The organism is Stenotrophomonas maltophilia group sp. Smal13 (genome assembly GCF_030236855.1).
GTDB lineage: Bacteria > Pseudomonadota > Gammaproteobacteria > Xanthomonadales > Xanthomonadaceae > Stenotrophomonas > Stenotrophomonas maltophilia_A.
Genome location: NZ_JASJSQ010000042.1, coordinates 1 through 23,284, shown reverse-complemented (window position 1 = coordinate 23,284; position 23,284 = coordinate 1). Strand labels below are relative to the sequence as shown.

19 protein-coding genes are annotated in these 23,284 nt (G+C 66.7%); 13 read left to right on the top strand and 6 right to left on the bottom strand.

The genetic code is table 11. From position 1 onward, the window contains the following. Positions 1-158: 158 nt before the first annotated feature. Complete coding sequence (cml, locus tag QRO95_RS14630; protein WP_285302870.1) at positions 159-1,346, top strand: CmlA/FloR family chloramphenicol efflux MFS transporter; 1,188 nt, start codon at positions 159-161, stop codon at positions 1,344-1,346. A gap of 66 nt (positions 1,347-1,412) precedes the next feature. On the opposite strand, the gene QRO95_RS14625 is transcribed toward cml, so the two are convergent. Beyond that, positions 1,413-4,808, bottom strand: a complete 3,396-nt coding sequence (locus QRO95_RS14625; RefSeq protein WP_285302869.1) for an autotransporter domain-containing protein — start codon at positions 4,806-4,808, stop codon at positions 1,413-1,415. A gap of 188 nt (positions 4,809-4,996) precedes the next feature. Here QRO95_RS14625 and QRO95_RS25320 point away from each other — a divergent pair, with 188 nt between their 5' ends. Both QRO95_RS25320 and QRO95_RS14620 read left to right on the top strand, forming a co-directional pair. Beyond that, on the top strand, positions 4,997-5,197 hold the full coding sequence (locus QRO95_RS25320; protein ID WP_317618051.1) for a hypothetical protein: 201 nt from the start codon (positions 4,997-4,999) through the stop codon (positions 5,195-5,197). A gap of 124 nt (positions 5,198-5,321) precedes the next feature. Continuing rightward, the gene (locus QRO95_RS14620; protein ID WP_285302868.1) at positions 5,322-5,672 is read left to right on the top strand and encodes a VOC family protein; all 351 of its coding nucleotides are present in this window, start codon (positions 5,322-5,324) and stop codon (positions 5,670-5,672) included. 15 nt (positions 5,673-5,687) lie between these two features. Here the strand turns inward: QRO95_RS14620 and QRO95_RS14615 are convergent, their stop codons facing one another. Further along, positions 5,688-6,308, bottom strand: a complete 621-nt coding sequence (locus tag QRO95_RS14615; protein WP_279912451.1) for a TetR/AcrR family transcriptional regulator — start codon at positions 6,306-6,308, stop codon at positions 5,688-5,690. Between the two features lie 126 nt (positions 6,309-6,434). Between QRO95_RS14615 and QRO95_RS14610 the strand changes: the two genes are divergently transcribed. Beyond that, positions 6,435-7,907, top strand: a complete 1,473-nt coding sequence (locus tag QRO95_RS14610) for an MFS transporter (RefSeq protein ID WP_285302867.1) — start codon at positions 6,435-6,437, stop codon at positions 7,905-7,907. Positions 7,908-7,917: 10 nt separating this feature from the next. Here the strand turns inward: QRO95_RS14610 and QRO95_RS14605 are convergent, their stop codons facing one another. After that, positions 7,918-8,223 (bottom strand): KGG domain-containing protein, encoded by a 306-nt coding sequence (locus QRO95_RS14605; RefSeq protein WP_032128582.1) that lies wholly within the window; start codon positions 8,221-8,223, stop codon positions 7,918-7,920. Between the two features lie 323 nt (positions 8,224-8,546). Here QRO95_RS14605 and QRO95_RS14600 point away from each other — a divergent pair, with 323 nt between their 5' ends. Next, the gene (locus tag QRO95_RS14600; protein ID WP_182266741.1) at positions 8,547-10,031 is read left to right on the top strand and encodes a DUF4434 domain-containing protein; all 1,485 of its coding nucleotides are present in this window, start codon (positions 8,547-8,549) and stop codon (positions 10,029-10,031) included. A 5-nt stretch (positions 10,032-10,036) separates the two neighbouring features. Here QRO95_RS14600 and QRO95_RS14595 read toward each other — a convergent pair whose 3' ends face one another. Then, positions 10,037-10,501: a MarR family winged helix-turn-helix transcriptional regulator gene (locus QRO95_RS14595; RefSeq protein WP_032128584.1), complete on the bottom strand. Its 465-nt coding sequence runs from the start codon at positions 10,499-10,501 to the stop codon at positions 10,037-10,039. A 50-nt stretch (positions 10,502-10,551) separates the two neighbouring features. Between QRO95_RS14595 and QRO95_RS14590 the strand changes: the two genes are divergently transcribed. The 3 genes from QRO95_RS14590 to QRO95_RS14580 all read left to right on the top strand — a co-directional run bounded on the left by QRO95_RS14590 (position 10,552) and on the right by QRO95_RS14580 (position 15,197). Next, complete coding sequence (locus tag QRO95_RS14590; RefSeq protein ID WP_032128585.1) at positions 10,552-11,463, top strand: S41 family peptidase; 912 nt, start codon at positions 10,552-10,554, stop codon at positions 11,461-11,463. A gap of 98 nt (positions 11,464-11,561) precedes the next feature. Beyond that, positions 11,562-12,455: an NAD(P)-dependent oxidoreductase gene (locus QRO95_RS14585; RefSeq protein ID WP_164080613.1), complete on the top strand. Its 894-nt coding sequence runs from the start codon at positions 11,562-11,564 to the stop codon at positions 12,453-12,455. Between the two features lie 210 nt (positions 12,456-12,665). Then, positions 12,666-15,197 (top strand): methyl-accepting chemotaxis protein, encoded by a 2,532-nt coding sequence (locus tag QRO95_RS14580; protein ID WP_285302866.1) that lies wholly within the window; start codon positions 12,666-12,668, stop codon positions 15,195-15,197. A 95-nt stretch (positions 15,198-15,292) separates the two neighbouring features. On the opposite strand, the gene QRO95_RS14575 is transcribed toward QRO95_RS14580, so the two are convergent. Next, positions 15,293-15,679: a DUF2628 domain-containing protein gene (locus QRO95_RS14575; protein WP_071227807.1), complete on the bottom strand. Its 387-nt coding sequence runs from the start codon at positions 15,677-15,679 to the stop codon at positions 15,293-15,295. Positions 15,680-15,896: 217 nt separating this feature from the next. Here QRO95_RS14575 and QRO95_RS14570 point away from each other — a divergent pair, with 217 nt between their 5' ends. Further along, positions 15,897-16,067 carry a hypothetical protein gene (locus tag QRO95_RS14570; protein ID WP_165929944.1) on the top strand — a complete coding sequence of 57 codons (171 nt, stop codon included), beginning with the start codon at positions 15,897-15,899 and terminating at the stop codon, positions 16,065-16,067. Positions 16,068-16,127: 60 nt separating this feature from the next. On the opposite strand, the gene QRO95_RS14565 is transcribed toward QRO95_RS14570, so the two are convergent. Next, positions 16,128-18,173, bottom strand: coding sequence for a TonB-dependent receptor domain-containing protein (locus QRO95_RS14565; protein WP_285302865.1), 2,046 nt, complete (start codon positions 18,171-18,173; stop codon positions 16,128-16,130). 493 nt (positions 18,174-18,666) lie between these two features. Between QRO95_RS14565 and mdoH the strand changes: the two genes are divergently transcribed. Genes mdoH through QRO95_RS14545 form a run of 4 tightly spaced genes read left to right on the top strand, consistent with a single transcriptional unit; the run spans position 18,667 to position 23,091 of the window. Further along, positions 18,667-20,592 (top strand): glucans biosynthesis glucosyltransferase MdoH, encoded by a 1,926-nt coding sequence (mdoH, locus tag QRO95_RS14560; protein ID WP_032128590.1) that lies wholly within the window; start codon positions 18,667-18,669, stop codon positions 20,590-20,592. A 50-nt stretch (positions 20,593-20,642) separates the two neighbouring features. Further along, positions 20,643-21,302, top strand: coding sequence for an alpha/beta hydrolase (locus tag QRO95_RS14555; protein WP_080291776.1), 660 nt, complete (start codon positions 20,643-20,645; stop codon positions 21,300-21,302). Positions 21,303-21,305: 3 nt separating this feature from the next. Continuing rightward, positions 21,306-22,349, top strand: coding sequence for a sensor histidine kinase (locus QRO95_RS14550; protein WP_285302864.1), 1,044 nt, complete (start codon positions 21,306-21,308; stop codon positions 22,347-22,349). A gap of 10 nt (positions 22,350-22,359) precedes the next feature. After that, positions 22,360-23,091: a LytTR family DNA-binding domain-containing protein gene (locus QRO95_RS14545; protein WP_010481294.1), complete on the top strand. Its 732-nt coding sequence runs from the start codon at positions 22,360-22,362 to the stop codon at positions 23,089-23,091. Positions 23,092-23,284 lie beyond the last annotated feature (193 nt).

Sequence of the window (23,284 nt, the reverse complement as noted above, 5' to 3'; positions counted from 1 at the left end):
CTGCATTCGCATTCGATGGACACCATGAACAACGGGAACGGTCCGCAGACAGTTCGCTGAGCCGCAACAACGATGCAGACGTTGTTGCGGTGATCATCCCTGCGATGCACGCGAATTGGATGGATCACCGCCGGATTCACTCTGGGCGGAGACTCCCCATGTTCAATCGACAGGCCCCGCGTTGGGCCCATACCCTGCCATCGGCCATTGCGCTGATGGCGCCGTTCGACCTCCTGGCCTCGCTGGCCATGGATATCTATCTTCCCGTGGTACCGGTGATGCCGCAGGCATTGCAGACATCACCGACGCTGGTGCAGCTCACCTTGAGCATCTACCTGCTGGTACTTGGCCTCGGCCAGTTGCTGTTCGGCCCGTTGTCCGACCGCATCGGGCGGCGGCCGGTCCTGTTGCTGGGGGCGTTGCTGTTCGCGCTTTCGTCGTTCGCGCTCGCCATGTCCAGCAGCGGCGCAGCATTCCTGGCCTGGCGAGCCGTGCAGGCGGTGGGAGCGTCGGCGGCACTGGTGGCGACCTTTGCCACGGTGCGTGATGTGTATGCTGATACAGCCGAAGGCGCGTCGCTGTACGGGCTGTTTGCCTCGATGCTGGCCTTCGTGCCGGCGCTGGGACCGATCCTCGGCGCCCTGCTGGCAGGCGCCTTCGGCTGGCGCGCGATCTTCGTTCTGCTCGGCGTACTGGGCATGATCGCCGGCATGCGCGCGGTACGGCATTGGCAGGAAACCCGCCCGCAGTGCCGGGACGCGTCGCGACCCGCGCTACGACGCATCCTCGGCAGCGGCGCGTTCTGGGTCTACACGCTGGGCTTCAGTGCGGGCATGGGCACGTTCTTCGTGTTCTTCTCGGTCGCGCCCCGGCTGCTGGTCGGGCGCATGCAGTACTCGCCGCTGTCGTTCAGCCTGGCCTTCGCCACGGTGGCGCTGGTGATGATCGTCACGGCGCGGATGGCGAACGTGTGCATTGCCCGCTGGAACCTACGCGGTACCTTCCTGCGTGGTCTGTGGGTGATGGTGGCCGGAGTACTGCTGATGGCGTTGGCCGCAGCGTGGCCTCCCTCGTTCGTCGGAGTGGTGCTGCCCATGTGGGGCATCGCGGTGGGGCTGGTGATGGTGGTTTCGGTGGCTGCAAGCGGTGCGCTGCGTGATTTCGCCGATGCGTCAGGTACGGCGGTGGCCCTGTACTACGCCGTGCAGAGCCTGATCGTGGCAGGCATCGGCACGCTGGTTACCCTCGTGCCGCCCGGCGATACCGTGTGGCCGCTGGTGGCCTATGGGTTGCTGTTGCCACTTGCCAGCCTGGCAGGTGCCGCCGCGCTGCGGCATCGCGCATAACGCTGGGTGGCGGGCAAAAAAGGGGGCGGCCGCAAGGCCGCCCCAACCCGTCAAGAGAGCACGTGTTTAGAAGCGCACAGACCAGCGTGCGGTGGCGCCATGGTCGCGGCTTTCACTGCCGAACTGGCCGCTGTAGCCCAGCTCCAGCTGCTGCCGCGGGGTCAGCCACGCCGCCAGGCCCAGCTCGGCCACGACGGCGTTGTCGGCAATCGGTGCGCCCTCGACTGCAAAGGTGGTGCTGCTGTTGGCGAAGGCCAGGTTGGCCACCTGGCTGCGGTCACCGAAGGCGCGGCGATAGCCCACGCCACCGCGCAGGTGCAGCCAGCTGTCCTGCTGGAACGATGCCTTCAGGCCCTTGTCGAAGCGCAGGCCAGCGGTGGCGATGGTGGTGCCGGTGTCGTCCACCTTGCCGTGCAGTGCGGCCGCGCCGCCACGCTCGTTGACCTGCTTCAGGTCCACTTCCACGCGGGCGACCTGCAGGTACGGCTCCAGCCCACCTTCCGCATTGCCGAAGCGGTAGCCCGCTTCGATGAAGGCCTGGCGCGTACGTGCGTTGTAGCGCGCGCTGAGGCTGTTGCTGAAGCCGGCGAAGGCAACATCACGCGTGCTCTTCACTTCGTTGCGGCTCCATGCCACGCCACCGCGCAGGCCGAAGCCGCCCCAGGTGTGGCTGGCATAGGCGCCGAAGTGCGTGTTGTCGATCTTCGACTTGGCACGACGCTCCTGCTGCTTCGCGTCGGTGCGGCCTGTACCGGCCAGCACGCCGATCTGCCAGCCACCGAACTCGCGGTCCATGCCGACCAGCAGGCCGTTGCTGTTGGCGTCGGTGCGCGCGGTGTTGCTGTTGCCATCCAGCTTGCTGTTGCCGCCCAGTGCCTGCACCCAGGCGCCGGTGGCATCACCCGCATCGGCACCGGGTGCGGCGGCGCCGGCACGACGTGACAGTGCGGCATCGCGCACATAGCGGCTGCCCTCGACCAGGGCCAGCGCCGTGGCCGGATGCAGCTCGCCGCTGAGGCCATCGAGCACGCCACCCACCTGTTGCGGGAACAGTTGGGTCAGCGGCTTGGGCAGGCCCTGGTTGATCGCCAGTCCATCGGCCACCGCCGCGGCCGCACGCTGGTTCGGCGTGGTGGCGGCGCTGGCGAGCGAGGCACCCCGGGTCACGTCGATGCGGGTGCCATTGGCGCCGTAGGCCAGGCTGAACTGCAGGAACGGCGAGAACGCGCTGAAGTCGGTTTTCGCGAACTGGCCGCTGACACCGCCGTCGGCGCGGATGAAATTGAACTGCTCGCCGAGGTAGTAGGTACCCGGCTCCGGCAGTGCGACCAGGGTGCCGCCGAGAGTGGCGGTGCCGGTTACGTGCAACTGGTCACTGCGGCCGCCCGGGGCAAGTTCGGCGGCATAGACGCCGGTTGCGCCCTGCACGTAGTTGCCGTTGACGGTCAGCGTGCCGATCGAATTGCCGGGCGCGATGATGCCGTCCACACGGGTGTTGCCCAGCGTGCCGATGCCCTTCAGCAGGCCGTTGGCACCGACCGTGGTGGTGCCGCCGGTCTGCGTGCCGTTGAAGGACACCACGCCACCGTTGACCGTCAGGTTGCTGTCCTTCAGCAGGCCGCTGCTGCTGACCGTGCTCACGCCTCCGGTGGTGTTCAGGGCGGTGGAGACCAGCGAGCCGTTGAGCAGGAACTGGCCACCCTGGACCTCGACCGCTGACGTGAGTGTGTTGGTGCCGTTCAATTCCAGCGTGCCGTCCTGCAGCACTGCGCCGTTGAAGGTGTTGCCACCACTCAGGCGCAGCCAGCCGATGCCGGACTTGGTCAGCTTGCCGGGGCCGCCGATGTCGTTGGTCCAGTCATCCCAGGCATCGCCTTCCCACACCTTCAGGCCACCGGCCTTCTGGTTCATCACCACGTTGGTGTCCACGCGCAGCGAGCCGTAGCCTTCGATGGCCTTGCGCAGGTCGACCATGCCCCAGCCGTAGATCTCATCGACGCCCGGATCGCCCAGATCGCGGGCGGTGGTCAGCAGCACGTCGCGGACCTGTGCGCTATCGAGATAGGGGAAGCGCTCAAAAAGCAGCCCGAGAGCACCGGTAATGTGCGGGGCCGCCATGGACGTTCCGCTCTTCTCTCCATAGCCGTGCGTCGGCACGCGCTGAGTTACGTCAAGCGAGATGTTGCCATTCGCATCGGTGCGAATATCTGCCGTTGGCGGGGCAGAGGGGTCGTAGGTAGTTGAGTTGATGTCTGTCCCAGGCGCCGCAATGCACCAGTTGGCGCTCAGGCCACATTTGTTTGATCGATTGCTCAGCGTCAAGTCCTCCTGGACGTTGACCACGCTGAGCCAGTACCGCTCGATGTCGGGAAGGGCTCGCGGCAAGGTTGCATATATGCCGGCAATCGGACTTTCCTCAGGCGTGGGAATTTCCACATCAGTGTTGCCGGCTGCCCAGACCTGAATCATGCCCCTGGCGCGTGCGCCGTCCGCGAAGATGGAGAGTCTCTCAAGCCATTCGGGATCGCTGTATCGGCTATCAAATTCAGCTGCTGACTTGGGCTCTTCAGCCAATCCCCAGCTGTGATTGATCGCACGCACGCCCTGGGTGTTCATCTGATCGTATAGATCGACAAGCGCCGAATTCTCTGGCCCTGTGGACTTAACCCGCGTATCAAGACCGAGTCCTTTGAGATAGATCTCGGTGACGCTGTTAAAGAACAATCTGGCGACGGTCAGATCTGCACCGAATCCCACGCCATGCATGCCTGCGCCATCCCGATTGGCAGCGATGGTGCCACCCACATGGGTGCCATGATCCTCATAGGATGCGTTTCGCAGGAGCTCGCTAATCTGCGGGTCGCGCAGAATCAGATCGGCAATGAACTTGGGCATCTTGGGATCAAGCGTATACCGCTGAACCTGCACCTCATCGCCAGCACTGGAGAAGCATGCATCCGGACCCGTCAATGCAGTCCTGTTCGTACACCGGCTGCCATCGCTCAACAGATCAGCAATAGTGATGCTGCGATGATTCTTGCCGGCGAATTCCGGGTGATCCAAGCCGGTGCCGCTGTCGAACACCCCCAGCCGGACGCCAGTGGCGGTCAGCCCCCGCGCGTACGCAAATTGGGCATTCATTGCACCCAGACCCCAGTCGGCATTGAATTCGTCCGTGCGCCAGCTGGCCGGGTCACCCGGCTTACCGGGAATCGAAGTGGTGCTGGCTGCTGCTGCGGCTGCTGCAACCGGCAACTGAAGGGGCGTGGAAGAGGGCGCCGAGGTGGCAGGTTGCGCCCAGGCCGCCTGCAATTGTCGCTGTTGCTGCCAGGTGTCGAGTGAGTCGCTGGCGATGGCGGGCGTAGCAGCAGCCAGCAGCAGGGAACTGGCTACAGCCAGTGCGAGGCGGCTATGCAGCGGAGAACGGGAGTGGGACGAACGGCCGTGCAGCGGGTGATTCATCGGACAACTTCCTTGGATGACGGACTACAAAGCCGTTAACGCCAAGGCACGGCGATACCCCCCAGCTATGTGGCAGGAATTTTATGAACACGTTAATTGGGCGTGACGCTTGCGTTCACTCCATCTCCCGGAGGCCTCGCTACCGTGGCCCGGCCTGGGCTCACCAGGCTTATCAAGGAGTGATGTCGATGCGTACTTTCAGGAAAATGATCGTGGGTGCGGTGTTCGCCTTGGCCTGCAGCGGTTCGGTTGCTGTGGCTGGGCCGATTCCGCCATGCGATCTTCCCTGTTGGAAGGCTTACCAGGCGTGTCTGTCCGGTGGCGGTGATGCGATGGAATGCCAGTACGAATACGATCGTTGCATCATGGATCGCTGCGGCGCTGTGTAAGCAGTGGCAATGCAGGATTGATGACGAGCCCCGTCCCTGACGGGGCTCTTCTGTTTCAGCGCCGCCCGCTTGCAGGCCATGCACGCAGCGGCGAGGATGGGGAATCGCATCGGAGCCGCTGCACATGGCCGTCAAACGTGTCGTCGCCAACATCGCCACGCCTGACCCTGCGCGTGCCGCAGCGTTCTATGGCGAGCTGCTGGGCATGCCGGTGGTGATGGACCACGGCTGGATCATCACCCATGGCGGCGAGGGCAGCGCGCTGGCGCAGGTCAGCTTTGCCACTGAAGGGGGATCCGGCACGGCGGTGCCGGATCTGTCGATAGAAGTCGACAATCTGCAACAGGTACTGGAGCGCATGCGCGCGGCCGGCATCCCGCTGGAATATGGCCCCGCCGATGAGCCCTGGGGTGTGCGCCGCTTCTTCGTCCGTGACCCGTTCGGGCGGCTGTTGAACATCCTCGCCCACATCTGAGCAGCAGAAAGCCCGTCAGCGACGTTTGGCACCGGTTGGTGGCACGCCGACCATGCGCAGGCAATCATCCACCACGGCGGCGATGAAGGCATCGGCATCCTGTGCGGGTATGGCGATCAGGTCGTCGGTGGCGCCGTGCACGCCGGCATAGATCAACGAGGCGGTGACTTTGGGCGCTGGAAGCTGCCACAGAGCTGCGGCATTGCCTGCTTCGAGGATGCCCAGCAGTTGCTGCTGGATCGCATTGCGTTCGGCGTTGCCACGCTGGTGGTGATGATGGTTGGCGTACACCACGTCGTGCAGTGCATGGGTGCGCACATAAAGTTCGATGTTGGCGCGGATCCAGGCGCGCAGGCGTGCTACGCCATCGCTGGCCGGGTAGCGCTGCACGGCGTGGTCGACGTCTTCCATGAAACGCTGGGTATAGCGCTGCGCCAGCGCCTGCAGAATCTCGGTGCGCGAGGCGAAGTAGGTATAGAAGGTGCCCTTGGCAACGTCGGCTGCGGCGACGATGTCGCTGATGGTGGTGGCATCCACTCCCTTTGACAGGAACAGCGCCTGCGCGGCGTCCATCAGTTCTTCCTGGCGGGTTTCCGCAGGTTTGGTGCGTGGCCTGGCGACAGCTGGGGTCTGCATGTGGGAGGGATCCGGGTGCGACGGGAGCCATTCTAGCTGGCCTGTGGCACCGACTGACCGTCAGTCATTGACCGACGGTCAGTCAATGGCTAGGATGCGCACACATCCTTCCCCCGGGAGCCGTACATGCGACGTTTCCAGCGGCCGGCCCTGGTGCTGGCGGCCTACCTCGGCACATTCCTCGCCTCTCTGGACATCAGCATCGTCAACGTCGCCCTGCCGACCCTGCAGCAGGCGTTGAATACCGACATGGCCGGCCTGCAGTGGGTGATCAATGCGTATGCAATCGCGCTTTCGGCGTTGATGCTGTCGGCGGGGCCGCTTGGGGACCGTTACGGTCATCGGCGGATGTGGCTGCTCAGCGTCGCCACCTTCACGCTGGGGTCGCTGCTGTGCGCCTGTGCCGGCAATCTTGCGACCTTGGTAGCCGGGCGTGCAGTGCAGGGCATCGCGGGCGCTTTGTTGATTCCCGCCGCAATGCCGATCCTCAGCCACGCGTTTCCCGACGCGCGCCAACGTGCACGTGCGATCGGTGGCTGGTCGGCGTTCAGTGCGCTGGCCCTGGTGCTTGGCCCGCTGCTGGGCGGCGTGCTGGTACAGCGCGTCGGATGGCCCAGCATCTTCCTGATCAACCTGCCGTTGGGCCTGCTCGCGCTGGCGCTGGGCGCCTGGGGAATTCCGGAGCGGCGGCATCCGCAGCACGCTGCGCTGGACCCTGCCGGGCAGCTGCTCAGCGTCGTCGCGCTGGGTGCGCTGAGCTATGGCCTGATCGCGATCGGCGCGCATGGCCTGCTGGCCCCGGTGACGCTGCTGGCGCTGGGCGTGGCAGCTGCCGGGTTGATCCTGTTCGGCATCGTCGAACGCCGGGTGGCACGCCCATTGCTGCCGCTGGACCTGTTTGCCGACCGCCGCTTCGGCATGTTCAACCTGGCCTCGTTCGTGCTGGGCTTCACTGCCTATGCCAGCCTGTTCTTCCTGTCGCTGTTCTTCCAGCAGGCGCAGGGGCACAACGCTGCGCTGGCAGGCTCCCAGTTGGCCCCGCAGTTCCTGTTGATGGGTGCCGTGTCGCTGTTGTTCGGGCGTCTGGTCGCCCACCTCGGGCTGCACGCCGCGCTGGTGCTGGGCTATGCCCTGGCCGGGGCGGCGCTGTGCGCGATGGCCACGTTCGAACCGGCTACTTCGCACGCCTATTCCAGTGCTGTGCTGGTGCTGCTTGGCATTGGAATGGGGCTGGCAGTGCCGGCGACCGGCATGGCGGTCATGGCCAGCGCGCCGGTCGAGCGCGCGGGTATCGCCTCAGCCACGATGAACGCGTTGCGTCAGGCAGGCATGAGCCTGGGCATCGCGCTGCTGGGCAGCCTGATGGGCCAACGCGCCGTGCAGCAGTTCGCCGCGTCCGCGCAGGCGGCCGGGCAGCGGGGGCTGGTGGCACAGGCGCGCGAACTGATCCTGCAACCGGGCTCGATGCACGCCACGCCGCAGATGCTGACGTGGTATCGCAGTGCGATGGCCAGTGGTTTCGGATGGGCGATGGCTGTGGCCGGTGCGCTGGCCCTGCTTGCGGCGCTCGGGCTGTATCGGCAGCGCGCACCGGCCTGACGCGCTGCATTCAGCCCTGCTGGCGTTGCGGACCCGCTGCCGTGCGTTCGATCTCCTGAGGCTGTTGTTGCTGCTGGCGCGCATTGGCGTGGCGAGCGTGTCCACCTTCACGACCGATCTCGGCCATGTGCTGGCGGTTGCGGCTGATCGCCTCGCCGCCCTTGCGGCCCGCGACACGTGCCTCGGCCGGACTGAATTCATGTGCGTTGCCGGAGGCATGTGCGGCGCGCCCGCCCTTGGCAGCGATCGCGCGCTGCTTTTCCTGGTCCATTGATGCGAAACCCCGGTTGGAGCTGCGCGGGTTCTGCTCAGTCATGTGAAATCTCCTGCGGTGTGGGCGTCGCCTTCGTAGACGACGGCGTCCATGCTTGGCCATCGCACGCTAAGTCCAGGTCGCCATCTTCGCCCCGGTTTTCACGCGCCCTGCGCACGGGGCTGATCAGGCAGCCATTCAGGCGGGCGCTGCCTTCGCTGCGGCGATCTCGCTCAACTGCGGCAGCAGGGCCGCAGGAAGACAGTGAGGATGGAGTGTTGCGTAGAAGCACACGTGCATCCACCGGTGATCATGATGGGGCCACCGTTGCTGTTGATAGGATGCGCAACAACGCCACTCGCCTGGCCACGACAGGGACGTAGAACATGAACAGGATTGGATTGATCGCAGTGCTGGCCTGTACCGCCCCCGTCCATGCGGCCAGCCCCCTGTTGTCCGGCAGCTTCGTCCACGTTGGCTACTCGGGCAGCGACGAACAACTGCCGGCCGCGCAGTTGCCGCTGTTCCTGGATGAACTGCAGGACCTGGGCAACGACACGATCATCCTCGGTCAGGTGCGTGCCACCCGTGCCGGCGTCGGCTGCGCCAGCGGCGTGCAGGATTTCGAATGGATTGCCGGCTTTCCCGGCAAGCTCGGCACCGTGCTCGATGCGGCGGCCGCGCGCGGCATGAAGGTCGTGGTCGGCACCACCTACAGCTCGGGGCAGTGCGCCACCTTCTGGCAGGGGCAGAACGCAACGGCCGTGGCACAGGATGCGGCGCAGTCGCTGGCCCAGCTGGGCCAACAGTACGGATCGCATCCGGCGTTCGCTGGCTGGTACATCACCGACGAGCCAGCACAGGTGCCGGCTGATCGCGCGCCGTTCTACCGTGCGATCGTGACGGCGCTCAAAGGCAGTACACCCTCGCGGCCGGTGATGGTGGCCCCCTACCTGGCGTCATCCAGCGTGGATCCGGCCAGCGTGGGCCGGGCTGCTGCACAGTTCCGTACGGCCACCGGCGTGGATGTGCAGATCTGGCAGGACGGCATCGGCGCCGCCTCGCATGCACGCCTGTTCCAGTGGGATCGCCCGGGTCATTCCACCGAGGCGTATTACGAGGCGCTGTCGGCGGCGCTGGGGGCCAGCGGCCTGTGGGCCGACATCGAACTGTTCAACCATGGCAGTCCCTTGTTCCTGGAAACCGGCAACGGATTGTCCGGTGCCTATCGCTCCGCGTCGGTGCAGCGCATCAACCAGCAGTTGTGGAGCGCGCGTTCGGCCGGCAAGCGCGTTGCCTGGCTCAACCAGTACCACATGTCCGAGGTGGTCGGCCCCGGCCAGGGCTATGCCGAATCTCCGCGGTTGATGAACACCTATCGCGGGCTGTATGGGCTCGGCGCGTCCTACCTCGTCGATCCGGTGCAGACCACGTACAGCTACAGCGTGGCACCGGATGCAAACTATCCGGACAGCAGTGGCCACGAGCTGTTCGATCGCCGGGTGGGGGATCCGCGCAACCCGATGGATGCCGGCTGGGTAGGCGTGCATGGCAACGCCAGCATCACCATCGACCTGGGCCAGCGCCGGCGGGTGGACTGGATCGGCCTGCATACGATGACCCGCCCGGCGTGGGGCATCGTCACGCCGACAGCTGTGGAGGTGATGTGTGCCGAGCCGGGCGCCGCTGCGGTGAAGATCGGTGTGCTGTCGGCGCCATTCCCCCAGGCCGGACTGAGCGGTTCGACCGAAGAGGAATACGTGCTGGGCAACGCCGCGCCGCTGGCCGCGCAGTGCCGCACGCTGGAGCTGCGGTTGGCCAATGGCAGCTGGACGTTCCTCAGCGAAATCGAGATGGCGGCCGAGCAGTAAGCGCCTCAGCGTTGGGGCGTGCCGCGCAGTCGCTGCGCGAACGGCCGCTGTTCAAGTGCCTGCAGTGCGTCGCGCAGCACCTGCTCCAATGACTGTCCAAGATCGGCATCGAGGCTGCGCGCCGCGCGTGCCGTGGCCTGCCACTGCGCCTGCAGCGCCGGCAACGCCTGCAACGCGCGCGGGCTCAGCTGCAGGATGCGCTCGCGGCTGTCTTCACCGACCGCAGCGTGCAGCCAGCCGTCGCGCACCATTGCTGAAACCGTCTGGCTGAGCGCCGAATGGCTGAGCCCGCAGGCCAGTGCGAGATCCTTGATGCGGCAGGGTCCCTGCGCCATCAGCGTGCGCAGCACCGGGGTGTAGCGCGGCCGGTAGTCCAGTTTCAGGTCGCGGTAGGCCTGCTCGACCGCCGGGTCCAGCTGGTCGAGCAGGGCCCGCAGCAGTGTTCCCAGGGTGGCATGTTGGAGATCCATGGTGGCGATGATATATAAGCACTTACATATCATCAACATGGGGTGCGGTCATGGCGGTTTCGTGGATCCTGGGCGCGCTGCTGGCGGCGTCCTGCCCGGCCCAGGACGCGGTGCTGCAGGCGGCGGCCACGGCGATACAGGCGCAGTACCTGGACGTGGCCGAAGGCGCGCACATTGCCGAGGCCGTGCGCGGCTGGTCCACCCAGCAGCGCTATGTGGACAGCTGCGCGGACCCCAAGGCGTTCAGCGCACGCTTGAACCAGGATCTGGACGTGTTCGATGGCCACTTCCATGTCGAGCGGGTGGATGCCCGCGCCGGCCAGGACGACTGGCTGATGGCCTGGCGCGCGGATGCGCGCAGCAATGGTGCGGGCGTGCGCGAGGTGCGGGTGCTGGAAGGCAACATCGGTTACCTGCGCCTGAGCACCTTCTATCCGCTCGATCTGGCCCGGCCGAAGCTGGCTGCTGCCTTCACCCTGCTGGCCGACACCGATGGCCTGGTGCTGGACCTGCGCCAGAACGGTGGTGGCGATGACGGCAGTGCGGACCTGCTGGTGCGGACCCTGCTGGCGGCGGAGATCACCCAGGTGCAGTCACTGCAACGCCGTGGCCAGCGCAGTCCGGTACCGTTGCCACCGGCGAGCCTGGGGCTGTACCTGAAGCCGCTGGTGGTGCTGATCGACCGCCGCACCGGGTCGGCCGCCGAATTCGTCGCGTACTCGCTGCAGGCGCAGGGGCGGGCACGTGTCGTTGGTAGTCGAAGTGGCGGTGCGGCACATATGTTCGATGATCCAGTGCTGCTGCCGGATGGCTATCAGATCAGCATTCCCGACCGGCAGCCGATCAACCTCCGTACCGGAACCAACTGGGAACGCACCGGCGTCACGCCTGATGCAGCAGGCGGTGACGATCCGCTGTTCGTCGCCCGGCAGCTGCTCGCCCGATCGGCATCGCCAGAATGAACGCACAATTGCAACCGCGCCCTATCGCAGACGACATGCAGCGTGCCTAGAATCGATGCATCCCGGTAGTTCCCGGGCGCTTCGAGTGAATGGACTCAATGAAGATTCTGTTGACCGGCAGTTCCGGGCGGATCGGGCGTGCGATCTTCGGCGCGCTGGCGGCGGCCCACGAAGTGGTGGGGCTGGATCGCAGCCCATTCGCCACCACCCGCATCATTGCCGATGTCACCGATCGTCAGGCCGTGATCCGGGCAGTGCAGGGCGTCGACGCGGTGATCCATACCGCCGCCCTGCACGCACCCCATGTCGGCCTGGTGCCGGATGCGGTATTCCAGCAGATCAATGTGGAGGCGACTGCACACCTGTTGCAGGCTGCCCGCGAGGCCGGTGCACGCCGCTTCGTGCTGACCAGCACCACGGCGCTGTATGGCCATGCGGTGGTGGCGGGCGGTTGTCGCTGGATCGATGAAGATACCGAGCCGCTGCCACGCACCATCTACCATCGCAGCAAGCTGCAGGCCGAGGCGTTGGCTGAAGCCGCTGCGGCGCCGGGCTTCAGCGTGCGCGTGCTGCGCATGGCCCGCTGTTTCCCCGAGCCACCGGAGCGGATGGCGATGTTCCGCCTGCACCGCGGTATCGACGCGCGCGACGTGGCCAGCGCACATGCCGCGCTGCTGCACGATGAGGGCGCTGCCTTCGCACGCTACATTGCCTGCGCACCGACGCCGTTCCTGCGTGAGGATTGCCTGGAACTGGCGACCCAGCCCCGCAGGGTGCTGGCCCGCCGTGCCCCGCAGTTGCTGGCCGAGTTCGAGCGCCGTGGCTGGCCGCTGCCGCTGAGCATTGACCGCGTCTACGACAGTGCACTGATGCGCAGCACACTGGGCTGGCAGCCGCGCTTCGGCCCGGACGACGTGCTGCAGCAGTACGCGGTTGGCAGCATCGAGGTGCTGCCGCGGGCGGAATGGATCAAGGACCGCGTGGCCGAATAGGGCGGCAGCGGGGCGGGTTCCTGACCCGACCCTGAGCAGGTTCAGGAATGTGCAGATGGACCGCCTCAACCTCGTTCGCAGGCGGCCGCTAACCCGGTGCGCTTCCAGCGCCGGGCGTGTCCCGGCGGCCGGTGGCCTGCGCGACGGATCGCGCACCTGCGCGGTGCCCTCGCGGTGCCGGTCGTCCTGAACTGCCTTGCGGATCCTTCCATGCCTTCTCCCCGCTCCGCCGCTGCCCGCCGCCCGGGCAGCATCGCCCACAAGCTGATGCTGGGCACCGCTGCGATCGCGCTGCTGTGCTTCGGCCTGACTGCGTTCCTGATCTACCGCCAGGCCAGCGCCAGCCTGATCGACGCCTCGCGCCAGACCATGGCCAGCGAAGCCACCGCGGAAGCCCGCCAGGTCGCGGCCGATCTGGGCACCGCCTTTGCCAGCAACGACGCCATGGTCGAGGCCGTGCTCGCCCAGCGCGCGCGCGGCGATGTTCCGGACCGTGCCAGCCTGGCTGCCGTGCTGGGCGAGCAGTTGCGCACCCACCCCGAGTGGCTGGGCAAGAGCACCATGTGGGAGGCCGACGCCTTCGATGGCAAGGATGCCGAGTTCGTCAACACCGAAGCGCACGATGCCACCGGTCGTTACATGAGCTACTGGGCCTGGCACGACGGCAGGCCGCAGCAGTCGACGATGACCGACTACACCGAGACGGCCAGTGGCTCCGGTGACTGGTACATGGTGCCCAGCCGCGACAAGCTGGCGAAGGTAAGCGAGCCCTACGCCTATGACATCGGTGGCCAGCAGGTGCTGATGAGCACGCTGAGCACGCCGATCATCGAAAACGGCCGGTTCCTCGGTGTGTTCACTGTGGACTTCTCGCTGGCGGCGCTGCAGAAGCACCTGGCCACGCTGAAGCCGATGGGCGCCGGGCGCGTCGAACTGCTCTCGCCCAATGGCGTGGTGCTGGCCTCGGCCAATGCCGCCGAAATCGGCAAGCCGCGTGGCGACGCATTGACCCGCAGCATGCTGGCAGACATCGCCGCCGACCGCCGGTTCGAAGCCTTCACTCCGGATGCCGCCGGCAACGTGCGCGTATACGTGCCGCTGCGTGTGGGCGATGCGCCGCAGCGCTTTGCACTGGGTGTGGTGATGCCGCACGCGGTGATCGTGGCCGAGGCGCGCCAGCTGCTGTGGCTGACCCTGCTGGTTGGTGTGGTGGCCGCGCTGACGCTGAGTGCCGGTGTCTATGTGCTGCTGCGCCGGTTGGCGATCCGCCCACTGGCCGAAGCCGTGCGCGTGGCCGGCGACGTCGCCGCGGGCAAGCTGGACAGCACCCTGCCGGCACGCAGCAACGACGAAGTGGGCCGCCTGCTGGACGCGATGCAGGGCATGCGGGGGCAGCTGCAGTCGGTGATGGCGGCGCAGGTGGAAATGGCGCGTCGCCATGACGCCGGTGAAATCAGCTACCGCATGGACGCCTCGGCGTTCCCCGGTGAGTACGGCCGGATGGTGGCTGACAGCAACCAGCTGGTGGCCTCCAGCAACGCCGTCACCCAGCGCCTGGTCGACGTGATGCAGCGCTATGCGGTGGGTGACCTGAGCGTGGACATGGAAGCGCTGCCGGGCGAGAAGGCGGTGTTCACCGCTGCAATGGCCACCACCAAGAGCAACCTGGCGGCGATCAACGATCAGATCCAGCAGCTGGCCGCCGCCGCAGCGGCCGGCGATTTCGCGGTGCGCGGCGACACGCTGCGCTTCGACCACGACTTCCGCCGCATGGTGGAAACCCTCAACACCATGATGCAGGTCAGCGACCACAACCTGGCCGAGCTGTCGACGCTGCTGCGCGCGATTGCCGCAGGCGACCTCAGCGCGCGCATGCAGGGCGACTTCCACGGCGTGTTCGCGGTGATGCGCGACGATGCCAACAGCACCGTGCATCAGCTGACCCAGATCGTTGGCCAGATCCAGCAGTCGGCGGCCAGCATCCGCCTGGCGGCGGGTGAGATCGCCGCAGGCAACAGTGACCTGTCGCGCCGCACCGAGCAGCAGGCGGCGAACCTGGAAGAGACCGCGGCCTCGATGGAAGAGCTGACCTCCACGGTGCGCCAGAATGCCGACCACGCGCTGCAGGCCAACACCCTGGCCGGCTCCGCAGCGGGCGTGGCCAGCGAAGGCGGGCAGGTGGTCAGCCAGGTGGTGCAGACCATGGAACAGATCGAGGCCTCCTCGCAGCGCATTGCCGAGATCATTTCGGTAATCGATGGCATCGCGTTCCAGACCAACATCCTGGCGCTGAACGCGGCGGTGGAAGCGGCGCGTGCCGGCGAACAGGGCCGCGGATTCGCCGTGGTCGCCAGCGAAGTGCGTGCGCTGGCCCAGCGCTCGGCAGGCGCGGCCAAGGAGATCAAGGAGCTGATCGACGCCTCGGTGGCGCAGGTCGGTGCCGGTGCGCAGCTGGTGCACGGCGCGGGCCGCACCATGCAGGAAATCGTCGGCCAGGTCGGCCGAGTGAACGAGATCATGGCCGAGATCTCGGCAGCCTCGCGCGAGCAGTCGGCGGGCATCGAGCAGGTCAACCAGACCGTGGTGCAGATGGACGAGACCACCCAGCAGAACGCCGCACTGGTGGAAGAGGCCAGTGCCGCCGCGCGTGCGATGGAAGAACAGGCCGAGCAGCTGGCGGTGGCGGTCTCGCGCTTCCGCCTGCAGGCCGAGCCGGTGGCTACGGTCCGCCGCGCGGCCTGATCCTGTTGCGCGCACATGAAGACGCCCGGCCAAGGCCGGGCGTCTTCATTTCTGCTTGATGCTATGCCAGGCCGGAGTGCGGCGGCAGCATCGCGTCAGAACATGCCCTCGAAGGGATTCCAGCTGGCTTTGCCCTTCACCTGCTCCAGGTAGTAGCTGTAGTTGGTGCTGGCGGCAACCAGGAAGTTCATGGCGATGAACAGCGGGCGCGCGATGATATCCGGCAGGAACAGGGACACGATGCCCAGCACGAGGCCGATGCCGATCACCACCAGCGCCTTGCGCCACATGCCCAGAATGAACAGGTAGATGAAGCCGAAGAAGAAGGCGAAGAAGTTGATGTTGATCTTGAGGCGGTCGCCGAAGGACAGCGCCTTCCAGGCTTCCTTGAAGCGCGGCTCCTTCGGAGCGCCGTGCTGCTGGAAGAAATTGAAGCGGAACTGCCACTTCGGGCTGAAGCGGGAGAGGTCGACGGCGTTCATTGACGATTACGTCCTTGTAGGAAAACGGTTACATGATACGAGGCCGACGGTTCAGGAAACTACCCTCAACCGTCAAAAATGTGACGCGCCCGGCATGTGCAGGCCTGCGGCGGGGCGCCGCACCGTCACCCATCCGCCTTGTTTTTAGGATAGGGTGCGCAGTTCCGCTGCCGCCCCAGCTGAACCCGGGCGGCGGTGGGATGTCCATGGAGGTTGCATGACCACACCTGCTATACCGGAAAACGCACCGGGACCGGTGCTCCTGCCGACACCTGAAGTGGTGCAGGCACAACAACTGCTCGCACGCCAGCAACTGGCGGTAGCGATGGACCGTGCACGCACGGCCGCTACGCAGAACGCGGCCGCGGCCGCGCTGGAAAGCGAGTAATCCGCAACACCGCCGATCGCGCTGGCGTGCTGCCAGCGCGATGGCGGCGCGCGCCGCCGGTCAGAACCGCGCGGTCATGCTCATGAAGTAGCTGCGCCCGGCCACGAAATAGTCGGTGGAGCCTTCGGCATACAGCTTCTTGTCGGCCAGGTTGCTGACGCCGCCGCGCAGGGTCAGTACCTCGTTGACGTTCCAGGCAGCGGTCAGGTCATACAGGGTGTAGGCCTTGAGGAAGGTCGTGGCCGTACCGGTCTGCTTGCCGGTGTACTGCGCCGACAGGCTGCTGGAAAACACCGTGTTGGGCGTCCAGTCCAGCGACGAATAGCCGGAAAACTCCGGCGTATCGATCAGGTTCCTGCCGGTGGTCAGGTTCTTGGCTTCCTTCATCCAGGTGGCCGAGGTGCGCCAGCGCCACTGCTCGCCGAAGCGGAAGTTCAGGTTGCCTTCCATGCCGCTGGTACGTGCGCGCTGCACGTTGCTCATGCGCGTCCACCAGATGCCGTTGAACTCGCCCAGCGGCGCGTATTCGATCTTGTTCTTGAAGTCGGTATGGAAGTAGGTCAGGCCGGCATCGAGCAGGTCGTTGTCGAAGCTGATGCCGATCTCGCGGTTGGTGCTGGTTTCCGGGTCCAGGTCCGGGTTGCCGGCCATGTAGCAGCCGCCACGGGTATAGCCCAGCGGAATCAGCGAGGTGCAGCCGCGGCCGCCGGACTGGGTGGCCGCGGTGGCCGAATTCTCGGTCAGGCTGGGCGCGCGGAAGCCCTTGGAGACGCCACCGCGGATCGTCCACTGTTCGGCCGGGTGCCAGACCAGGTACGCACGCGGGCTGACGTGGCTGCCGAACTTCTCATGGTGGTCCAGGCGTGCGCCCAGGGTCAGCGCCAGCGTGCGGTGCAGCTTCAGTTCGTCCTCAACGAACAGTGCCCAGGTATCCACTTCCAGGTTGGAGCCGCTGACGGCATTGCCGGCATAGTCGATCGGCGCGCGGCCGATGGTATCGGTATTGGTCAGTTCCTGGCGCTTCCACTGGCCACCGACGGCGAACTGGTGTTCAACGCCCAGGGTGAACGGCGTGGTCAGGCTGCCTTCGATGATCGTATCGGTCGCCTCGGAGCGGCCGGTGGCGCCGATGTCGTTCTTGTACTCGGTCCAGTAGGCGCTGAGCTTCGAGTTGCCGAAGCTCCACTTGCCATCGTGGTTGAGCGCCAGCGAGCTGCGCTTGAGTTCGCTGGCACCCCAGGCGCCTTCGTCCTGCTTTTCCAGCGACGCGTCGATGAAGGCCTGCTGCACGCCGTGGCCGGCTTCCAGCGACAGTTCCTGCGCATCGCTGAGCTTCCACTGCAGCAGCGCGTCGACATTGCGGTCCTTCTCGCCGGCGTAGGCATTGCCATAGACACCACCGTTGGAGCGGTCGGAGTCGCGGCGCATGCTGTTGGCACCGATGCGCAGGCCGAAGCGGTCGCCGAGCGGGCCGGAGAACGTCGCACCGATCTGCTGGGTATCACCGCGCTTGCCATCACCCGGGCGGGTATAGCTGTGGGTGGCGCTGCCGTTCCAGTCATCACCGATGCGCTTGGTGATGATGTTGATCACCCCGCCCATGGCGTCGGAGCCGTACAGCGACGACATTGGTCCGCGCACCACCTCGATCCGTTCGATCTGGTCGGGCGAGATCCAGTTCAGATCCTGGCGGCCGAGGTCGGGCCGGTAGTTGGTCGAGGCCGAGCTGCCCATGCGCTTGCCGTCCACCAGCACCAGCGTGTAATTGGACGGCATGCCACGCAGCTTGATCTTGGACTGCTCGCCGACCGCGCTGAGGCCACCGGTCACGCCCGGCACGCGGCTGAGCAGGGTGGCCAGGTCGTGCACCGGCTGGCGCTCGATGTCCTCGCGGCTGATCACGCTGATGCTGGCCGGTGCATCCTTGATCCATTGCTGGTTGCCCGAGGCGGTGACCACCACGGTATCCAGATCCTTGGTGGAGGCATCGGCGCTGGCCTCTGCGGCGGCCAGGCCGGGCAGGGCCAGCAGGCAGGCGGTGGCCAGAGCGCAGGCCAGGCGGGTGCGCGGCAGGCGCGCGGAAGGGGTACGGAACGACAGGGACATGACGGCTTCCATCGGAGGAGGGGGACCCGGTGGAAGCAGCAGGCGCACGCAGACAGCAGGCAGCCCCCTTCCATGGGTCGTTGGGCGCTGGGTTGGAACCGGCGCAGCTGGGTGGGTCTCGGCCGTGCGGAAGACGGTGACCTGCCTGGTTAATGAAATGATAACCGTTCGCGTTTGTTACGATCCAGTACCTGGGGCGACCAAGTGACATCCGTTCCCCTGCCCCGGCACTCGCCTGCTGTTTGCTGAATGGGGATAAATCCCGGCGTAGACCTTCGCACTCGGCTTACATCCGGCGCCCTAGACTGAGCCGCATTTTCGATTCCGCCCCGTTGGAGATCGTGTGGGTTCCGGTAGTGACAGACAGCGACTGCGTGGCGTGACGCCGACGCAGCCAGGACAAGTGCGGGCGCCGGGAAAGCGCGCCGGGAACCTTGGTGCATGCAGCCCGGCCGGGATGGCCGGCCGTGCCGACTGCGCGGAGTAGGCGGCAATGGAGGTGCAGACCATCCATGCGGAAGCAGATACGTCCCGGCTTGATGCCGGCTGGACGCTGCTGCCGGCCGAATCGCCGTTGCAGATGCCTGAGCAGACCCTGCGCGAAGGCCAGCTGAAGGTTCGCCGCCACCGCACCTCGCCGCGGCTGATCGGCCTGCGCCGGTTCTATATCTTCGGCGGCACGCTGGCGATGACCGCCATCGCTACCCGGATGATGTGGCGGGTGCTGTCGGCCAATGGCATCAGCGTGCTCGAGGCCTGCCTGCTGGTGCTGTTTGTCGGCCTGTTCGCCTGGATCGCGCTGTCTTTCGCCAGCGCCGTGGCCGGCTTCCTGACTGCCGTGTTCGACCGGGGGTATCGCCTCGGCATCGACCCGGACAAGCCACTGCCGACGGTGCACAGCCGCACCGCGCTGCTGATGCCGACCTACAACGAAGATCCGCGCCGGCTGTTGGCCGGCCTGCAGGCGATCTACGAGTCGGTGGCCGCCACCGGCCAGCTCGACCGGTTCGACTTTTTCGTGCTCAGTGATACCCGGCGCGAAGACATCGCGCGGGCCGAGGAGCAGGTGTTCGCCGAACTGCGCGAGCGCGTGCCCGATGGCCAGGCGCGGCTGTTCTACCGCCGCCGTGGCGACAACAGCGGGCGCAAGGCCGGCAACATCGCCGACTGGGTCCGCCGCTTCGGCGGCGCCTACCCGCAGATGCTGATCCTGGACGCCGACAGCCTGATGACCGGCGACAGCATCGTGCGCCTGGTCGCGGGCATGGAGCACAACGCCGACGTCGGCCTGATCCAGACCCTGCCGTCGGTGATCGGCGGGCGCACCCTGTTCGCGCGCATGCAGCAGTTCGGCGGCCGTGTGTACGGTCCGGTGATCGCCCGTGGCGTGGCCTGGTGGCACGGTGCCGAGAGCAATTACTGGGGCCACAATGCCATCATCCGCACCCGCGCCTTCGCCGATCAGGCCGGGCTGCCGGCGCTGCCGGGGCGCAAGCCGTTCGGTGGCCACGTGCTCAGTCATGACTTCGTCGAAGCGGCGCTGATGCGTCGGGGGGGCTGGGCCGCGCACATGGTGCCGTACCTGGGCGGCAGCTATGAAGAAGGTCCGCCGACCCTGACCGACCTGCTGGTGCGCGACCGCCGCTGGTGCCAGGGCAACCTGCAGCACGGCAAGGTGGTCGGCAGCCGTGGCCTGCACTGGATCAGCCGCATGCACATGCTGATCGGCATCGGTCATTACTTCACCGCGCCGATGTGGGCGATGCTGATGCTGATCGGCATCGCCATCCCGCTGTTCCAGGAAGGCATCGATTTCAACGCGCTGCTGCACCTGTCGCCCAGCGTGTACTGGCGGGCCCAGGATGAGGAACAGGTGGTGCGCCTGTTCGCGGCGACCATGGCGGTGCTGCTGCTGCCCAAGGTGCTGGGTTACCTGGCGATGCTGCTGGACCCGGTCGACCGCCGCGGGTGTGGCGGTGCCCTGCGCGCGTTCGTCTCGATGCTGGTGGAAACCGTATTGGCCGCGCTGATGGCGCCGGTGGTGATGTACGTGCAGTCGCGCGGCGTGGCCGAAGTGCTGTCCGGCCGCGATTCGGGGTGGGACGCGCAGCAGCGTGACGATGGTGGCATTTCGTGGCTGGCGCTGATCCGTGGCTACGGTGGGCTGGGGGTGTTCGGCGCCTTCATGGGCATGCTGGCCTGGGCGGTGTCGCCATCGCTGGCCGCGTGGATGGCGCCGGTGGTGATCGGCATGGTGCTGGCGGTACCGGTGGTGGCACTGACGTCTTCGCGTGGCCCCGGCGCCTTCCTGCACCGTCTTGGCCTGCTTGATATCCCCGAGGAGAACATCCCGCCGCCGGTGCTGGTACGCGCCGCGCAGCTGCGCCGGGAAGCGGCCGAACAACCGCCGCTGTACTGATCGTCCCGCGGCAGCGGCATAATGCGGCTCGAACTTGAAGGAGCCGCATCATGCTGCAAACGGTGGAACAGGAGACCGGCGCCTCGCCGCAGTGGTCGGTGATCTGGCTGCACGGCCTCGGTGCCGATGGCCACGACTTCGCGCCGATCGTGCCGGAGCTGGTGCGTCCGCATTGGCCGGCGCTGCGCTTCGTGTTCCCGCATGCACCGGTGCGGCCGATCACGATCAACAACGGCGTGCCGATGCGCGGCTGGTACGACATCGTCGGCATGGATTTCCGATCGCGCGCCGACATGGTGGGCGTGCAGGAATCGGTGGTGCAGCTGGATGCGCTGATCGCGCGCGAGATCGAGCGTGGCATCGCGCCGGAGAAGATCTTCCTGGCCGGTTTCTCGCAGGGGGGCGCGATCATCCTGACCGCCGCGCTGTCACGCACTGCGCCGCTGGCCGGCCTGATCGCGCTGTCCACCTACCTGCCCGAAGCCGACGGCGCAAAGCGCGCTGAAGGCGCCGTGCAGGTGCCGGTGTTCATGGCCCATGGCAGCAGCGATCCGGTGATTCCGCAGGCGGTGGCCGCACACAGTGCGCAGGCACTGCAGGCGCTGGGCCTGGAGGTGGAATGGCACAGTTACCCGATGGCCCACCAGGTCTGCGCCGAAGAGATCCAGGCGCTGGGTGACTGGTTGCAGGAACGCCTGGGCGCTGCCTGACCCATGCCGCCGGCCAGCGCCCCGCCCTGGATGCCGGAACTGTGCCGCCTGCCGCGGCTGGCGGCGATGCTCGGCCTGGCCGAACTGGTGGTGGTGGTGCTGGCCCTGGCCCCGGATGGCAGCCGCCACTGGACTGTGGGCGAACTGCTGTCGGCCAGTGGTTTCGCGTTGTGGCTGGCGCTGGCCGTAACGGCCAGCCTGTGCCTGCTGCGGAACGCGTTGTCGAGGTTGCCACAGGTTCTGGGGGCGGTCTCGGCCATCGCACTGGCGACGCTGATCGCGGTGGTCTGCGCGGGCATCGTGCATGCCCTGTACGCGGTGCTTGGCGACAACTTCGCCCGCGGCATCAGCTTCTGGCGCTTCACGCTGGGCAGCGCGGCGACGACGGCGCTGATCACTGCCTTGGCCCTGCGCTACTTCTATGTGAGTGATCGCTGGGCCGCGCAGGTACAGGCCAACGCACGCGCACAGGCCGATGCCCTGCAGGCGCGGATCCGCCCGCATTTCCTGTTCAACAGCATGAACCTGATCGCCAGCCTGCTGCATCGCGACCCGGTCGTGGCCGAGCGTGCGGTGCTGGACCTGTCCGATCTGTTCCGTGCCGCGCTGGGGGCGGGCGAGGGTGATTCCACCCTGCGTGACGAATGCGAGCTGGCCGAGCGCTATCTGTCGATCGAATCACTGCGCCTGGGCGAGCGCCTGCAGGTGCGCTGGCAGCACGACGAACCGCTGCCCTGGGATCTTCCCCTGCCTCGCCTGGTACTGCAGCCGCTGGTGGAGAACGCCGTGCTGCATGGCATCTCGCGGCTGCCCGAGGGTGGCACCATCGAGTTGCAGCTGATGCGCGAGGGTAATGAACTGCAGATCTGCGTGCGCAATCCGGCGCCCGACCCGCAGGCCCCCGGGCTGGCCCTGGCGCGCGGTGCCGGCCATGCCCAGCACAGCATCGGCCATCGGCTGGCCTGGCGCTTCGGCAGCGCCGCGCGGATGACGGCTGGCTGGAGCGAGGGCTACTATGCCTGCCAGGTGACAGTGCCGATCCAGTGAGGGAGCGATCGTGAGGGTAGTCATCGCCGATGACGAACCGCTGGCGCGTGAGCGCCTGCGCAGCCTGTTGGCCGCGCAGGACGGTGTGGATGTAGTGGCCGAGGCCGGCAACGGCGAGCAGGCCCTGCACGCGTGCGCGGAACTGCAGCCGGACCTGGTCCTGCTGGATATCGCCATGCCCGGGCTGGATGGCCTGGAAGCCGCCCGCCACCTGGCCAGCTTCGAGCCGCGCCCGGCGGTGGTGTTCTGCACCGCTTACGATGCGCATGCGCTGTCGGCGTTCGAGGCGGCCGCGATTGATTACCTGATGAAGCCGGTACGTGCCGAGCGTCTGGCCGCGGCCATCGCGCGCGCGCGCACGTTCCTGGCCGGCCGCGATGGCCAGCCACAGGACCACCGCGGGCAGCAGGCGCGCAGCATGCTGTGCGCGCGCCTGCGCGGCAGCCTGCGCTTGATTCCGCTGGACGACATCCATTACCTGCAGGCCGAAGAGAAGTACGTGGTGGTGCACCACGCGCGCGGCGAGGACCTGATCGAGGAGTCGTTGAAGTCGCTGGAAGAAGAGTTCGCCAGCCGCTTCATCCGCATCCATCGCAACTGCCTGGTGGCACGCCATGAGCTGGTGGAGCTGCGTCGTGGCACGGGTGGGCAGGTGCAGGCGATGTTGCGCCATGGCAAGCAACCGCTGGAAGTCAGCCGCCGCTGCGTGGCGACGCTGAAGCAGGAACTGCGGCATCTGTGAGTGTTCCGCGCGGCCTGCGGCCGCGACTGCTTACAGATCAACATCAAGATCAACAGCAGGTTGGTCGGCTCGCTGTTCTTACCTGCTGGGTCGGACCGGGGTGGGGTGGCGGGACACGCTGCAAGTACATCCCTGTAAGCTTGGCAGCCGCATCCATGCGGCTGACACCCCGCACTCCGACACCGCCCCACCT

What these genes read in the sequence shown, in the direction of transcription:
- QRO95_RS14585 (WP_164080613.1), top strand. Translation starts at nt 11,562, where the DNA reads ATGAAGATTCTGTTGACCGGCAGTTCCGGGCGGATCGGGCGTGCGATC.
- QRO95_RS14580 (WP_285302866.1), top strand. Translation starts at nt 12,666, where the DNA reads ATGCCTTCTCCCCGCTCCGCCGCTGCCCGCCGCCCGGGCAGCATCGCC.
- QRO95_RS14595 (WP_032128584.1), bottom strand. Translation starts at nt 10,501, where the DNA reads ATGGATCTCCAACATGCCACCCTGGGAACACTGCTGCGGGCCCTGCTC.
- QRO95_RS14550 (WP_285302864.1), top strand. Translation starts at nt 21,306, where the DNA reads ATGCCGCCGGCCAGCGCCCCGCCCTGGATGCCGGAACTGTGCCGCCTG.
- QRO95_RS14570 (WP_165929944.1), top strand. Translation starts at nt 15,897, where the DNA reads ATGACCACACCTGCTATACCGGAAAACGCACCGGGACCGGTGCTCCTG.
- mdoH (WP_032128590.1), top strand. Translation starts at nt 18,667, where the DNA reads ATGGAGGTGCAGACCATCCATGCGGAAGCAGATACGTCCCGGCTTGAT.
- QRO95_RS14605 (WP_032128582.1), bottom strand. Translation starts at nt 8,223, where the DNA reads ATGACTGAGCAGAACCCGCGCAGCTCCAACCGGGGTTTCGCATCAATG.
- QRO95_RS14565 (WP_285302865.1), bottom strand. Translation starts at nt 18,173, where the DNA reads ATGTCCCTGTCGTTCCGTACCCCTTCCGCGCGCCTGCCGCGCACCCGC.
- QRO95_RS14615 (WP_279912451.1), bottom strand. Translation starts at nt 6,308, where the DNA reads ATGCAGACCCCAGCTGTCGCCAGGCCACGCACCAAACCTGCGGAAACC.
- QRO95_RS14620 (WP_285302868.1), top strand. Translation starts at nt 5,322, where the DNA reads ATGGCCGTCAAACGTGTCGTCGCCAACATCGCCACGCCTGACCCTGCG.
- QRO95_RS14610 (WP_285302867.1), top strand. Translation starts at nt 6,435, where the DNA reads ATGCGACGTTTCCAGCGGCCGGCCCTGGTGCTGGCGGCCTACCTCGGC.
- QRO95_RS14555 (WP_080291776.1), top strand. Translation starts at nt 20,643, where the DNA reads ATGCTGCAAACGGTGGAACAGGAGACCGGCGCCTCGCCGCAGTGGTCG.
- cml (WP_285302870.1), top strand. Translation starts at nt 159, where the DNA reads ATGTTCAATCGACAGGCCCCGCGTTGGGCCCATACCCTGCCATCGGCC.
- QRO95_RS14575 (WP_071227807.1), bottom strand. Translation starts at nt 15,679, where the DNA reads ATGAACGCCGTCGACCTCTCCCGCTTCAGCCCGAAGTGGCAGTTCCGC.
- QRO95_RS25320 (WP_317618051.1), top strand. Translation starts at nt 4,997, where the DNA reads ATGCGTACTTTCAGGAAAATGATCGTGGGTGCGGTGTTCGCCTTGGCC.
- QRO95_RS14625 (WP_285302869.1), bottom strand. Translation starts at nt 4,808, where the DNA reads ATGAATCACCCGCTGCACGGCCGTTCGTCCCACTCCCGTTCTCCGCTG.
- QRO95_RS14600 (WP_182266741.1), top strand. Translation starts at nt 8,547, where the DNA reads ATGAACAGGATTGGATTGATCGCAGTGCTGGCCTGTACCGCCCCCGTC.
- QRO95_RS14590 (WP_032128585.1), top strand. Translation starts at nt 10,552, where the DNA reads ATGGCGGTTTCGTGGATCCTGGGCGCGCTGCTGGCGGCGTCCTGCCCG.